General features: G+C 72.3%; 15 protein-coding genes. 2 read left to right on the forward strand and 13 right to left on the reverse strand.

Annotated features, from left to right (window positions below):
* Positions 1-169 precede the first annotated feature (169 nt).
* From ACIA6T_RS30830 to ACIA6T_RS30865, 8 genes are all read right to left on the reverse strand, one after another.
* Positions 170-520, reverse strand: a complete 351-nt coding sequence (locus ACIA6T_RS30830) for a hypothetical protein (protein ID WP_399449804.1) — start codon at positions 518-520, stop codon at positions 170-172.
* Between the two features lie 322 nt (positions 521-842).
* Positions 843-1856 carry a peptidoglycan-binding protein gene (locus ACIA6T_RS30835; protein WP_399449805.1) on the reverse strand — a complete coding sequence of 338 codons (1014 nt, stop codon included), beginning with the start codon at positions 1854-1856 and terminating at the stop codon, positions 843-845.
* Between the two features lie 330 nt (positions 1857-2186).
* Complete coding sequence (locus tag ACIA6T_RS30840; protein WP_399449806.1) at positions 2187-2645, reverse strand: TIGR03618 family F420-dependent PPOX class oxidoreductase; 459 nt, start codon at positions 2643-2645, stop codon at positions 2187-2189.
* A 40-nt stretch (positions 2646-2685) separates the two neighbouring features.
* On the reverse strand, positions 2686-3231 hold the full coding sequence (locus ACIA6T_RS30845) for a TetR/AcrR family transcriptional regulator (protein ID WP_399449807.1): 546 nt from the start codon (positions 3229-3231) through the stop codon (positions 2686-2688).
* Between the two features lie 16 nt (positions 3232-3247).
* Positions 3248-3832 carry a sugar O-acetyltransferase gene (locus tag ACIA6T_RS30850; protein WP_385052710.1) on the reverse strand — a complete coding sequence of 195 codons (585 nt, stop codon included), beginning with the start codon at positions 3830-3832 and terminating at the stop codon, positions 3248-3250.
* A gap of 54 nt (positions 3833-3886) precedes the next feature.
* Positions 3887-4261, reverse strand: a complete 375-nt coding sequence (locus ACIA6T_RS30855; RefSeq protein ID WP_399449808.1) for a VOC family protein — start codon at positions 4259-4261, stop codon at positions 3887-3889.
* A gap of 337 nt (positions 4262-4598) precedes the next feature.
* Positions 4599-5075, reverse strand: coding sequence for a DUF2267 domain-containing protein (locus ACIA6T_RS30860; protein WP_399449809.1), 477 nt, complete (start codon positions 5073-5075; stop codon positions 4599-4601).
* 326 nt (positions 5076-5401) lie between these two features.
* Positions 5402-5869, reverse strand: a complete 468-nt coding sequence (locus tag ACIA6T_RS30865; protein WP_399449877.1) for an Hsp20/alpha crystallin family protein — start codon at positions 5867-5869, stop codon at positions 5402-5404.
* Between the two features lie 217 nt (positions 5870-6086).
* Here ACIA6T_RS30865 and ACIA6T_RS30870 point away from each other — a divergent pair, with 217 nt between their 5' ends.
* Positions 6087-6389, forward strand: a complete 303-nt coding sequence (locus tag ACIA6T_RS30870; RefSeq protein WP_391789062.1) for a hypothetical protein — start codon at positions 6087-6089, stop codon at positions 6387-6389.
* 34 nt (positions 6390-6423) lie between these two features.
* Here ACIA6T_RS30870 and ACIA6T_RS30875 read toward each other — a convergent pair whose 3' ends face one another.
* From ACIA6T_RS30875 to ACIA6T_RS30885, 3 genes are all read right to left on the reverse strand, one after another.
* Positions 6424-6783, reverse strand: coding sequence for a VOC family protein (locus ACIA6T_RS30875; RefSeq protein WP_399449811.1), 360 nt, complete (start codon positions 6781-6783; stop codon positions 6424-6426).
* Positions 6784-6840: 57 nt separating this feature from the next.
* Positions 6841-8367 carry an MFS transporter gene (locus ACIA6T_RS30880; RefSeq protein WP_399449812.1) on the reverse strand — a complete coding sequence of 509 codons (1527 nt, stop codon included), beginning with the start codon at positions 8365-8367 and terminating at the stop codon, positions 6841-6843.
* Positions 8368-8797: 430 nt separating this feature from the next.
* Positions 8798-10162, reverse strand: coding sequence for a DUF445 domain-containing protein (locus tag ACIA6T_RS30885; RefSeq protein ID WP_399449813.1), 1365 nt, complete (start codon positions 10160-10162; stop codon positions 8798-8800).
* Positions 10163-10382: 220 nt separating this feature from the next.
* On the opposite strand from ACIA6T_RS30885, the gene ACIA6T_RS30890 reads away from it, so the two are divergent.
* Entirely contained in the window at positions 10383-11756 is a 1374-nt protein-coding gene (locus ACIA6T_RS30890) for an SGNH/GDSL hydrolase family protein (protein ID WP_399449814.1), read from the forward strand.
* A 182-nt stretch (positions 11757-11938) separates the two neighbouring features.
* On the opposite strand, the gene ACIA6T_RS30895 is transcribed toward ACIA6T_RS30890, so the two are convergent.
* Positions 11939-12721 (reverse strand): DUF1707 domain-containing protein, encoded by a 783-nt coding sequence (locus tag ACIA6T_RS30895; RefSeq protein ID WP_399449815.1) that lies wholly within the window; start codon positions 12719-12721, stop codon positions 11939-11941.
* A 33-nt stretch (positions 12722-12754) separates the two neighbouring features.
* The gene (locus ACIA6T_RS30900; protein WP_399449816.1) at positions 12755-13762 is read right to left on the reverse strand and encodes an ATP-binding cassette domain-containing protein; all 1008 of its coding nucleotides are present in this window, start codon (positions 13760-13762) and stop codon (positions 12755-12757) included.
* Between the last annotated feature and the right edge of the window lie 6 nt (positions 13763-13768).

A 13768-nucleotide genomic window follows, 5' to 3' on the forward strand; every position in this document is an offset into this window, starting at 1 on the left:
GGGGGGACCTCCCCTGCGCGTTCCCGTACCTCCCGGGTCCCCCGCCCCCGGGGGGCCCCCCCCGCCGGCGGGGGGGGCCGGGGCCCCCCCCCCGCCGGGGCCCCCCGGGGGGGGGGGCCGCGTCCCGGACGTTCCGGAGCGGGCGTCACCGCCCGCTCCGGAACGGGGTTCAGACGATGGCCAGGCGCACCTGGGCCGAGTTCGTCCCGGCGAAGGTGAAGTCGAACTGCTCGCGGACCCCGGAGCCGCAGGCCTGCTTCGTGCGGTAGTCGCCGTTGCCGCCGACGATGCGGACCACGGCGCACTTGCCGTCCATACGGGTGTCCTCGAGCCAGCCGGACACCCGCACGGCGCCGCCCGAGCAGCTCAGGGACCAGCCGGCGATCGCGCCGTCGATCTTCGGGGACGCCGTGGACGGGCAGGTGGCGGCGCTCGCCGTGCCGGCGGCGCCGAAGGCCAGCCCTCCGGCGAGGACGATCGTCGAGAGCGCGGACATGACGGACTTGCGGACAGCGGACATGGAGGTACCCCTTCGGATGGAGAGTTGTCAGGAAGCGCACCGGCGCCACGCCCCGGGCACGCTGTCCGCCGACGAGGGCGGGTCGGGCCGGCCGGGGAGCGCCGGGCACTGCAACCAGACTGACCGTGGGAACGGGGTGCGGGAAGACATTCCGGGGGGTCTGCACAGGCGCATCCATGCAGGCTCCGTGCAGCCTGCGGGGAGGGGTCCCGGCCTGCGGTTATGCCTGCCGGGAGAACAAGTCGCGCATCATGCGGCACGGGGGCGGGCGGTGTGCATGCGGGCCGCCCGCCCCCGCGTGGGGGCGGGCGGCCCGGCCCGCTCACGCCGACGTGGACGGCGGCGGGCTCGTGGACCCCTGGCACGCGGGGGCGGCGGACGGCGGACGCTGGAACACCAGCAGGGCCAGCCAGGTGTCGACGTCCGCCCTGCCGTTCGGCCGCAGGCCGTGGCGGTCCTGGAAGAACCTCAGGTCCTCGGCGGTCGCCGCGGTGAACTCCCCCGACACCTCCGTGCCGCCCTGGCCCGCGTTGTGCAGGAGCTCCTGGAGGGCCAGGACCGCGTGCCCGTCGGCTCCGCGTCCGAGGGGCATCACCAGTTCGGGCCACGTGTCCTCGCCCACCTTGCCGTCGGACGGCAGGTTGTTCCCGCGCTGGAAGTCCATGACGGCGTCCCGGGTCTCGTCCCCGAAGAACCCGTCCGTCCTCACCTCGTAGCCGTGCGCCCTCAGCAGGTGCTGCAGGGCGCGGCCGGGGGTGAAGTGGTCCTCCTTCCGCTTCTTCAGCAGCGGCCACTGAAGCGGCGCGCCGCTCGCCGGAACGGCGCCGGCCGCCACACCGTCGGCCGCGGTCCGGGGGTGGGGGGCGTACTGGTCACGTACGACCGCCCCGGCGACGAAGGCCAGCACCGTCACCGCGGCCACCAGTGCCGGCAGCGCCCACCGGGAGCGCCCCGGCCGGCCCGGGGTGCCGCGCCCGCCCATGGCATCGGCCGCGCCGGTGGGCTCCGGGCCGTCGCCGACGGTCACTTGGCCGCTGTTCTCCTCCAGCACCGCCCGGTACAGCTCCCGTGCCCGTTCCAGTTCCGCCGCCGGAGCACGCAGGTGGGCGTGGAGCGCCTCCACCACCCTCGGTGGTGCGGTCGACGCGTGCTTCGGGTTGAGGTAGCGGGAGAGCGTCGTCTGGTCGATGCCCAGTTTCGAGGCCAGTGCCTGCTGTGTGGGCCGTGTGCCGCCGGACGCGGCGCTCCCGGCCTCCTCCCACCAGCGTCGCAGCAGCCGCGCCAGCCGCTCCCCCGGCCGTTGCCCCCGGTCCTGGGCCTCCGGCTCGTGCGCCATGTGTCTCTCCCCGTTCGTCTTGCGGAACGGCCGGGCGTCCACGCCTCCTGCATCGCTGCATATCAGCAGGTCAACCGCGTGCATGGCGGTAAGTGCGGATGCATCGGCCCACAGCAGCGCAGATCGTAGCGACGCCGGGCGAAGCGTCCGGCGCTTCCGTACCGGGCGGTCCGCACCCTCGCGTGATCACCAGACGTTCCGCGGCCCGCGACAAGGCTGCCCCGGGCTCTTCCGAGGTGCCGCGCCGAGCGCCGGCGCGAAGAGCACGCGTTCACCCGGACGTGTGCCGATGCGGCACACGTCGCTCACCCACAGGAAGGACGGCCGGGCCTAACCCTCGATGTCGAGCGCCGTCCCGTACAGCCGGTCCACCTTCAGCCGGATGACCACCCGGCGCTCGGCGACCAGTTGTTCCAGGAACGCGTCCTCGTCCTCGGGCCTCGCGGATTCCGGGATCATTCCGAGGAGTTCGCGGCCGACCGCGTCACCGGGAACCGTCGTGATCCCGGAGGTCTCGGCCTCGCCCTCGGCGACGGCGAACGACCACACGTCGCCGCCCTGCACGTGCAGCGCCGCACGCGGGTCGTGGCGGAGGTGCTTGAGCTTGACGCGGTCGGCCGTGGTCGAGAAGCGCGCGACGCGGGCCTCGGGGTCCCAGCTGTACACCATGGTGGTCAGGTGGGGGTGGCCGCCGCGCTTGACGGTGGCGAGCGTGCCGAACCGCTGCCGGCCGAGCAGGGTGGAGAGTGCTTCGTCGGACAGGGCGCGAGGGGCCGGTTGTTGAGTCATGTTGCCCTCAACCACCTTTTCTCCAGCGGTATTTCACGGATCAGGGCGCGGCCGTGACGCGGGCGACCGCCGCGCGGGTCAGTACGCGGTCGGACGGGGTGTCGTCCAGGGCGCGGTGGAGGGTCAGGCCCTCGATGAGGGCGTCCAGTTGGCGGGCCGTGGCGGCGTCGAAGTGCTGTTCCAGGAGGGCTCGGCTGCGGCGCATCCAGCGGGCGCACAGTTCGCGGTACGGCTCGTGGCGGGCCGCCAGGGTGTAGAGCTCCTGGACGAGGATCAGGTCGCGGCGGGGGCCCTCGGAGAGGGTGTGGATCAGGTCGGTGACCGCTTCCCGGGCCTGGTCGGGGGTGGTGGCGCCGCCGAGGTGGTGCTCGAAGACGGTCACCACGTGGCCGGCGTAGCCGGTGAACGCCTCGTGCAGCAGGTCGTCGATGCCGGTGAAGTGGTACGTCATCGAGCCCAGCGGCACCTTCGCGCGGGCGGCGATCTTGCGGTGGGAGACGCCCGCCACGCCCTCCTCGGCGATCAGGTCGAGCGCCGCCGCGAGGATGCGCTCGCGGCGGTGGGGGTCGGTGTGTCCGGTGGCCATGGCTCGTGGTCGGGGCTCAGAGGGTGCGGACCGGGCGGGCCGGGTTGCCCACGGCCACGACGTTCGCCGGGATGTCCTTGGTGACCACCGCGCCCGCGCCGATGACGGAGTTGTCGCCGATGGTCACTCCGGGGCAGATGATCGCGCCGCCGCCGAGCCAGACGTTGTCGCCGATGGTGATGGGCAGGGCCGCCTCCAGCTTGTCGCGGCGGGGTCCCGGCTCCACGGGGTGGGTGGGCGTGAGGAGCTGGACGTTCGGGCCGATCTGGCAGTCCTCGCCGATGGTGATCCGCGCGACGTCCAGGGCGGTCAGGTTGTAGTTGACGAAGGTACGGGCGCCGATGCTGATGTTGCTGCCGTAGTCGACGTACAGCGGCGGGCGTACGTCGACGTCCTCGCCCACCGAGGCGAGGAGCTCGGTCAGGATCGGCCTCGCCTCGGTGGGGTTCTCGGGGTAGGCGGCCTGGTAGCGGGCCGCGAGCCGCATCGCGCGCTGCTGGCGGCGGGCGATCTCCGGGTCGTCGGCGATGTAGAGGTCGCCCGCGAGCATGCGCTCGAGGTTCGTGCGCGGGTCGTTCGCGAAGTGGTCGTCCGTCGGCATGCGTACGATCGTACGCCCTGGAGCGTACGGTCGTACACTCCGGGCGGGGCTTCCTCAGCCCCGTTCGCCCCGTTCTATGCAGAATTCGTTGCCTTCCGGGTCGGTCAGGGTGACCCAGCCCTTGCCGTCGGGGCGGGTGTGGTCGGCGACCTGGCGGGCGCCCAGGGCGATGGCCCGGGCCACTTCCTCCGCGCGGGTGCGGCCCGTCGGCCTCAGGTCGAAGTGGAGGCGGTTCTTGGCGGTCCTGCCCTCCTCCACCCGGACGAACAGCAGGCCCGGACCACCGTCCGGATCCTCGATCAGGGCCTCCGGGTCGCCGGGCTTGTCGTCGTCGGCGAGCGGGTTGCCCAGCATCGCGCTCCAGAACGTGGCGAGGTCGTAGGGGTCGCCGGTGCAGTCGAAGGTGATGTGGCGGATGGTGGGGTTCAACGGTCCTCCGGGAGGGGTGCGGTGTGGCTTCCGGCCCGCAGGATGGCGGGTGGGGAGGGGCGGTGTCGAACCGTTCGGCGGGCGGTGACGGGATCCGGACGTGAGCCGGCCCCGGACACGGGGATGCTGTTGGCGGATCCCGTCGCCGTTCGGTGATGGGAGCGTTTCTCCCGGCCCGACGCCGCTTACGCGGTGTTTCGCTGGGAGAAACGCTCCCATCCATGGTGCCGAGACGGGTGTCTGGCGGGCGTCCGGTGGATGTGGCGACGGCGTCCACGGGTCCGGGGGCGGATCGCGTCGGGCGGTATTCACATGTGTGGGGGGCGCGGCCCGGCCGTCACGCCGGGGACAGTTCCGCCCGGCCGAAGAGCAGGGCGTAGCCCGGCGGCAGTTGGGCCAGGACACGGGTGATCAGGGCGTCGCCGACCAGGGCGGGCAGGACGCTCAGGACCGAGCTGACGTCCCAGCGGGCCGTGGCCGGGGTCGCGCCCTCGATGCGGGCCGCCACCGAGTCGACGAACTCCGCGGCGGTCAGCTCGCGGGTCACCGGGATCTGGGAGGCGACCGCTCTCGCCGCCTCCTCGGGCAGGGCACGGGCCAGATCGACGCGTTCGTCGCCGACGACGTGGCCGCCGAGGGCGGAGAGGACGACACGGGTGACGCTCTCCGCCTGTGACCGTGTCGCGTACTGGCCCGACTCCCGTACGGCGTCGATCAGTCGGTGCCAGCCGTCGTTCCGGGGCGCTGCGGCCGGGGCCGGGACGCCCCCGGCCTGCTTCGCGGTCGCGGGCTTCTGCGGTGTCAGCGTGGTCATCCGGTACTTCTCTCCTTCTCCGGTTCTCCAGTGCCCCGGTATCCGGTTCTCCAATGCCCCGGTTCTTCCCGGGCATGTGCCGCCCTGAGGGCCGGATGTGCGCGGGGGCGCGTCCCGCGGACCGTCCGGGTCCGCGGGGTGCGCGGGGTGCGCGGGGTGCGCGGGGTGCGCGGGTGCGCGGGGTGCGCGGGTGCGCGGGGTGCGCGGGGTGCGCGGGCCGCGCGGGGTGCGCGGGGTGCGCGGGTGCGCGGGGTGAGCGGGGTGCGGGCCGCGCGGGGTGCGCGAGGTGCGCGGGGTGAGCGGGGTGCGCGGGCCGCGCGAGGGGGTCAGCCGCCGATCTGCTTGCGGCTGTCGCCGCCGGTGATCCGGATGCGGCGCGGCTTGGCCTGTTCGGCGACCGGGATGCGCAGGGTCAGGACGCCGGACTCGTACGAGGCGTCGATGCGTTCCGTGTCCAGGGTGTCGCCGAGGAAGAGCCGGCGGGTGAAGGTGCCGGTGGGCCGCTCGGCGACCACGGTCTCAGCGCCCTCGGGTGCCGGGGAGCGGCGCTCGGCGCGCACGTTGAGCACGTTGCGCTCGACGTCGAGGTCGATCGTCCCGGGGTCGATGCCGGGCAGGTCGAAGTGGACGATGAAGTCGTCCCCCGAACGGTAGGCGTCCATCGGCATCGCCGAGGGGCGGCCGGCGGGGGTGGCGCCGAAGACCTGCTGCGCGAGTCGGTCGAATTCGCGATAGGGGCCTCCCCGGGCTCGAGCGAAGTCGAGAGTTGGGGAAGGGTCGGTACGCATGAGCATCACGGTCATCTCCTTCCGTGGGTTCATCGGTGCGATGCCCTTACGGTCTTGCCCTTCTTATATAGCCCGGAGGAGGAAAGTTGACAAGCCGGGACTCAGGTTGTGTCACACGGTCTGCTGCGGGCCTGGGCGCGGGGCCCGCCTCCCGGAGCGCTAGCCTCGGAGTCCGGACGACCCCGGCCCGGTGGGCCGGGGGCAGTGGCAGGAGGCAGCAGGCATGACGAAGGTTCCCAGTTCCGTGGTGGCCGCGAGTGGACTCGTCGGCGGGTACGGCGTGGCCCGCTGGACCCGGAAGCGGCAGCTGGGCGGGGTCGTCCTCGCCGCCGCCGGGGCCGCCGCCGCGCAGCAGTGGCGGGAGCGGGCCGGGGGCAGGGCGGCGGGGGCGCTGTCGGTGGCGTACGTCGCCGCGTTCGCCGGGTCGCATCCGCTGGCGAAGAAGGTGGGCGCCTGGCCCGCCGTGTTCGGGGTGGCGGGGGCCGTGGCGCTCGCCTCCTGGGCGGTGGCCGACCGGCGCGGCTGATCCGCCGTCCGTCGTACGGGCCGGGGCGCCCTCGTCAGGAGCGGTGCGTCAGGACGTTCACCACTCGGCCGTTCGGGTCGCGGGTGAAGAAGCGGCGTACGCCCCATTCCTCGTCCCGCAGCTCGCGGACGATCTCCGCGCCCGATGCCCGTACCCGCTCGTACACCGCGTCGACGTCCTCCACCTCCACACTGAGGTCGGGGACCACCGGAGCCGTGCGTTCCTCGGTGAAGAAGCTGATCTGGGCGGTGGGGTTGGCGGGGGAGGCCAGGGTGGTGACCCAGCCCATGTCCATGACCTCCTCGAAGCCGAGGAGGCCGTAGAAGGTCCGGCTGGTGTCCATCGCCTCCTCGGAGGCGACCTGGATGTCGGGCATGATCCGGCGGATGGTCATCGGACTGTGGCTCCTGTCGGTCGGGCGGGTTCGCGCGTCCTGTGACGTCCGACTCTGCTACGCCGTCGCCGGTTCCGAGCCGCCCGCGTCCGGGTCCGAGGAGGTTTCCGTCTTCGCCCCCGCCTTGGACGCCGCCGCCGTGAGCGGCCTGGCGATGTCCTCCAGGGAGCGGCGTTCCGCGTTCACCGCGAGGAACGCGGCGACCAGGCCCGCCGCGCACATCAGGCCCGCGCCGATCTGGAAGGCGAGGACCGTGTCGCCGACCACGCCCGTCTCCGTGAGCTTCGCGAACAGCAGGGGGCCGCTGATGCCGCCCGCGGCGGTGCCGATGGCGTAGAAGAAGGCGATGGACATCGCGCGGGTCTCCATGGGGAAGACCTCGGAGACCGTCAGGTAGGCGCTGGACGCGCCGGCCGAGGCGAAGAACAGGACGGCGCACCAGCAGGCGGTGAGGGTCGCCGCGCCGAGCGAACCCCGGTCGAAGAGCCAGGCCGTACCGAACAGCAGGATGCCCGAGAGCAGATACGTGCCGGAGATCATCACCCGGCGGCCGACCGTGTCGAAGAGCTTGCCGAGCAGCAGCGGGCCCAGGAAGTTGCCGGCCGCGATGACGGCGAAGTAGTAGCCGGTGTTGCCGGACGGGACGTCGAAGAACGTGGTCAGGATCGCGCCGAAGCCGAAGGTGATGGCGTTGTAGAGGAACGCCTGGCCGATGAAGAGGGAGAAGCCGAGGACCGAGCGCCTGCGGTACTTGGCGAAGACGGTGCGGGCGATCTCGGTGAACGTGACGTTCTCGCGCTGGTGGATGGTCAGTTCGCCCTCGGCGCGGGGCAGCGGCTCGTTCCGCTCGGCCTCGACCCGTTGTTCGATGTCGCCGACGATGCGTTCCGCCTCCTCGTCACGGCCGTGGATCAGCAGCCAGCGGGGGCTCTCGGGGACGTGACGGCGTACGAGGAGGATGACCAGGGCGAGTACGGCGCCGAGGGCGAAGGTCAGGCGCCAGCCGACGTTCGCCGGGAAGATGTCGGTGTTCAGGGCCAGGATCGACAGCAGGGAGCCGCCTACCGCGCCCAGCCAGAAGCTGCCGTTGATCATCAGGTCGACGCGGCCCCGGTAGCGCGCCGGGATCAGCTCGTCGACCGCGGAGTTGATGGCCGCGTACTCGCCGCCGATGCCGAAGCCGGTGAGGAAGCGGAAGAGGAAGAACCACCAGGTGTCGAAGGCGATCGCGGTGAGGGCGGTGGCGCCGAGGTAGACCGCGAGGGTGACCATGAAGAGTCTCTTGCGGCCCCAGACGTCGGTCAGGCGGCCCCAGAACAGGGCGCCCGCGCAGGCGCCGGCGACGTAGAGGGCGGCGGCGATGCCGGTGACCTCGCCGGAGGTGATGGGCAGTCCGCTGCCCGGTTCGGACAGGCGGCTCGCGATGTTGCCGACGACCGTGACCTCCAGGCCGTCGAGGATCCACACGGTGCCGAGACCTATGACGATGGTCCAGTGCCAGCGGGACCACGGCAGGCGGTCCAGGCGGGCGGGGATGCGGGTGGTGATCGTGCGTTGTCCGGTCCCGGACTGGGTGGTGGTCATGGGCTCCCTCCCTGGCGAAGCGAACCTCCGTATGCCCCCCGGCGGGGATTTTCACGCCCCGCCCGCCTTTTGCGCCGGGGCGTGCGGCGTGGTCCGCGGGGCTTGCGGCGCGCCGTGTCCCTGCGGGTGCGTCGTGGCTGGTCGCGCAGTTCCCCGCGCCCCTCAGGGGGCGGCCCTGCCGTGGGTCCCCCCGGGTCCCTCGTGTTCTCGGCCGACGATGACCGCGACTCCCCCAGGGGCGCGGGGAACTGCGCGAACAACCACGACAGACCCGCAGGAACCCACGGCGGGCCGCCCCCTAGGGGCGCGGGGCTGTATCGACGTGCGGCTCCGCCGCGCGGGCGCGAACAACCACGACGCACCCGCGGCAGCTCTCGGCAGACCGCCGCCCCCGAGGGGCGCGGGGAACTGCGTGGACAACCGGGACGCGCTACGCGCCCAGGGCCCGTGACACCGTGTAGATCAGCAGACCGGCGAGCGAGCCGACCACCGTGCCGTTGATGCGGATGAACTGGAGGTCGCGGCCGATGTTGGCCTCGATCTTCTTCGTCGTGTGCTCCGCGTCCCAGCCCGCCACCGTGTCCGTGATCAGGGAGGTGATCTCCTTGCGGTAGGTGGTGACCACGTACACCGCCGCGCTCTCCAGCCAGCCGTCGACCTTGCCCTGCACCTTGGGGTCGAGCGACATGCGGGCGCCCAGCGAGAGCAGCGAGGCGCGCACGCGCAGGCGCAGTTCGCTGCGCTCGTCCTCCGCCGCCGAGACGATCATGGATCGTACGGCCGTCCACGCGGAGGCGATCAGGTCCTGCACCTCGCCCCGCCCGAGGATGTCCCTCTTGAGGCGTTCGACGCGGGCGCGGGTGTCGGTGTCGGACTGGAGGTCGGAGGCGAAGTCGGTGAGGAAGCGGTCCAGGGCGCCGCGCGCGGGGTGGGACGGCATGTCGCGCATCTCGGTGATGAAGCGCAGCAGCTCCTTGTAGACGCGCTCGCCGACCTTGCGGTCGACGAATCTGGGGGTCCAGCCGGGCGCACCGCCGTGGACGGCGTCCATCACGGTGTCGCTGTGCAGCACCAGCCAGTCGTGCGCGCGGGTGACGATGACGTCCACGGCCCGTTCGTGGCCGCCGTCGGCGACGATCCGCTCCAGCATCTTGCCCATGCCGGGCGCGATCTCCTGGGCGTCCGCGCGGCGGGTGATGGCCTCGCCGACCACCGCCTGGACGTCGGAGTCGCGCAGCACGGTCAGCGCGCCGCGCAGGGCGGCCGAGAGCTCGGCGGTGACCCGGTCGGCGTGCTCCGGGACGGAGAGCCAGGCGCCGAGCCGGCTGCCGATCCCGACGGCGCGCAGCCGCTGCCGTACGACGTCCTCGGAGAGGAAGTTCTCGCCGACGAACTCGCCGAGGGAGACGCCGAGCTGGTCCTTCTTGGTGGGGATGATCGCGGTGTGCGGGATGCGTAGGCCGAGGGGGTGACGGAAGAGGGCGGTGACGGCGAACCAGTCGGCGAGCGCGCCGACCATGCCGGCCTCGGCCGCGGCGGCGACATAGCCCGCCCAGGGGCCGGCTCCCTGGTGGGAGGCCCATTTGGCGAGGACGTAGACGACGGCGACGAACAGCAGCAGTCCGGTGGCGGTGAGCTTCATACGGCGCACTCCGCGCCGCTTCTCCTCGTCCGCGGGGCTGAACGTGTTCATCGCGCGGTTGGTGAAGGCTCCGGTGCGGGCATGCTGACCCTCGGCGTTCCGGCCGGCACCTTCCGCCGCTCTCGCCTTCTCTGTCGTTTCAGTCCGTTCCATCCGCTCCACCCGTTCGGTGATCCCTCACACATTGTCCCTTCCTGACCGACTCCTGGAACGCGACAGGAGTTCCCGGCGTCTGTCCGGAGGGGGTTCGTCCAGGGGGATCACCCAGGGGTTCCGCAGCGGTCCCTCGCGTCAGCCTTCCCAACCTGTGGATCATCATGGGTTCATCAGATCGGAGCCTCTCGCTCCCGTCTTCCGAGGAGAACAGAAGAGCATGACCCGGGGTCGTGACGGGGGCTCGCAGGCGCCTCCCGCCAAGCAGCGTGCCCTGCTCGCCGCGGTCGTCGCCGCGATTCTGGCGGTCTCCGCCGCCATCTACGCCGGTGCCGGCGTCGGAGTCGGCGACGGTGCGCGGGAGCCCGGCGGCCTCGCCGGCGGTCGTGACGCCCGGAACAACCCGGCCGCGCCCGCCTCCACCGGCACCTGGGTCGGCTCCTGGGCCACCTCCCCGGCCGGGGGCGAGCCCGGCACCGAGATGACGGGGCTCGCGGGCCGCTCGGTGCGCAACGTCGTCCACACCAGCGCCGGCGGTACGAGCGCCCGCGTCACGCTGTCCAACCTGTACGGCCAGTCGCCGCTGACCGTCACGCACGCCTCGATCGCGGTGTCCGCGGGTACGGGCACGGCGGCGGCGCTCGCGGGGACCGTGCGGCCGCTGGCCTTCGCCGGGAGTCCGGCGGTCGTCATCCCGGCGGGCGGGGAGGTGGTGAGTGACGTCGTGCGCATCGCCGTCCCGCACGACGGGGACGTCCTGATCACGACGTACTCCCCCACCGCGTCCGGGCCGGTCACCTACCACCCGCACGCGCGCCAGATCTCGTACGTCGCCGACGGCGAGCACACCCGGGACGCGACCGGGGCCGCGTACACCGGGCAGAGCACGTTCTGGCGGTACGTGACCGCGCTGGACGTGCTGAGCAACGAGGCGGAGGGGACGGTCGTCGTCCTCGGCGACTCGCTGACGGACGGGGTCACCTCGACGGTCGGCGCGAACAACCGGTGGCCGGACGTGCTGTCCGACCGGCTGCGGTCGGCTGTCGCCGACGGGCGGGACCTGCCGCGGTACAGCGTCGTCAACGAGGGGATCAGCGGGAATCAGGTGCTCGCCGACGGGCTGGGGCGGCCGGCCTCGAATCCCAGTGGGCTGAACCGGTTCGAGCGGGATGTGCTGGGGCGGACGAACGTCGAGGTCGTCGTCGTCGTGCTCGGGATCAATGACATTCTGCGTCATCCGGGGGTGGCTGATCCGGATGTGATCGTGGCGGGGCTGGAGGAGCTGGTATCGCGGGGGCATGCGCGGGGGGTGAAGGTCGTGGGGGCGACGCTCATGCCGTTTCGGGGGCACCGGGGGTACACGGATGCTCGGGAGGTCGTGCGGCAGCGGATCAATGCGGAGATTCGTGCCGGGCGGGTGTTCGATGCGGTGGCCGACTTCGACGAGGGGTTGCTCGATCCGTACGACCCGCGGCGGTTCCGGTCGGAGTACGACTCCGGGGATCATCTTCATCCGAGTGACAAGGGGTATGCCCGGATGGCGGAGGTCTTCGATCTCGATGACCTGAAGGGTGGGGCTCCGGCGCGGTTGTAGGGGGGTCGGGGGTGGTCTTCCGCCCCCGCCGCCCCTTCCCGTCCCGAACCCGGGACTCCGCCCCGGACCCCGCTCCTCAAACGCCGGAGGGGCTGAGTCTCAGCCGAGGAGCGGGGGCAGCGCCCCCGGGATGGGACGGGTGAGGGCGGCGGGCGGACGGAGACCGCCCCGGACGGGCTGAGTCAGTGGTCGTCTCGTCCGCGTGGCTCGTGTCGCTCCTGGCGGGTCCGGGGGTGCGGGTTCAGGTGGTCCTGGAGGGAGGTCTCCAGTTCTCGGCGGCGTTCCTCTTTGCGTTCCAGTTTCTCCCTGCGGCGTTCCTCGCGCAGGCGCTGCTTCTCCGCGCGGGGGAGTTTGCGGTCGACGCCCACGCCGCCCCAGAAGGCGAAGCCCGTGACGATCACGCGCGGGGCGCCCGGCTCACCCGGTACGCCCTCCTCGCGGTGGTCGAAGCCGCCCATGACGCCGATGCCGCGCACGACGACCTCGACGCCGGGCGGGACGACGACCTCCACCCCGCCCATGATCGCGACCGCGTTGATGACGATCTCGCGGTCCGCGAAGTACGCCTCCCGCAGATCGATCTCCCCGCCGCCCCAGAAGGCGAAGCAGTTGAAGCGGCGCGGCGCCGTCCACCTGCCCTTGCGCTGGAAGCCCGACATCACGGCCACCGCCCACGACGACGTGCCCGCGTCGTCGCCGCCGACGATCCTGTCTCCCCAAGCGCCGTCCCGCTCCGGCTGCTTCGTGAGGGACACAGCCGGTGCGGACGCCCCCTGGTCCGGCAGGTCGCGGGTGATCGGCGTCAGGTCCCCGTACGTGCGCGCCCTGTACGTCGCGTCCAGCCGCTCCTCGAACTCCTCCATGTCGAGGCGGCCCTCCGCGAGGGCGTCCCGCAGGATCTCGGCGACCCGTTCACGGTCGGCGTCGGAGGCGCGGAGGTCCGGGGCGGCTGCGTCGTCGGTCATACCAGCAGCCTACGAGTTGTCTCCGTCACACGGCTACGAGAGGGCCCGTCCGGCTCGCTCCTGCGGGGGTTTGGGGGTGTCCCCCAACGAACGCAGCATTCTCGCGATCACCGCCTCGATGTCCGGCTCCCGCACCGACAGGTCCACCAGCGGGTACCGTGCCGCGATCCGCGCCACCAGTTCGGCCGCCGACGCCGACGCCGGGAACGCCAGCCACTGCCGGGGCCCCTCCACCCGCACCACCCGCGCGGGCGGCGGCGCCTCGATCGGCGGGAGTTCCCGCTCCAGGTCCACCACCAGCGTCCGCTCGCTCTCCCCCGCCTCGTGCAGCCCGGCGAGCGGACCGTCGTACACCAGCCGGCCGTGGTCGATGACCATCACCCGTGAGCACAACTGCTCGATGTCCTGGAGGTCGTGGGTGGTCAGCAGCACCGTCGTGGCCCGCTCGGCGTTCAACTGCCGCAGGAAGTCCCGCACCCTGGTCTTGGAGACGACGTCCAGGCCGATCGTCGGCTCGTCGAGGTAGAGCACCTCCGGGTCGTGCAGCAGCGCCGCCGCGATGTCCCCGCGCATCCGCTGGCCGAGCGAGAGCTGACGCACCGGCACACCCAGCAGCTCCCCCAGATCGAGAAGTTCGGTCAACCGGTCGAGGTTCTCCCGGTACCGGGCGTCCGGGATGCGGTACATGCGGTGCATCAGCTTGTACGAGTCGATCAGCGGAAGGTCCCACCACAGCGTCGTACGCTGCCCGAACACCACCCCGATGCGGTGCGCCAGCCGGGTCCGCTCGCGGGACGGGTCGACCCCGGCGACCCGCAGCCGGCCGCCGCTCGGCGTGAGGATCCCCGTCAGCATCTTGATCGTCGTCGACTTCCCGGCACCGTTCGGGCCGATGTAGCCGACCATCTCGCCCCGCGCCACCGTGAACGAGATCGAGTCGACCGCCCGCACCCGGTGCCGCTCCCGCTTCAGGAAACCGGTCTTCCGGCGGACGTCGAAGACCTTCTCCACGCCGTCGAGTTCGATGAAAGCGTCATCCACCGTCCG

The organism is Streptomyces sp. NPDC051740 (genome assembly GCF_044453165.1).
In the GTDB taxonomy this organism is placed as follows: Bacteria; Actinomycetota; Actinomycetes; order Streptomycetales; family Streptomycetaceae; genus Streptomyces; species Streptomyces atrovirens.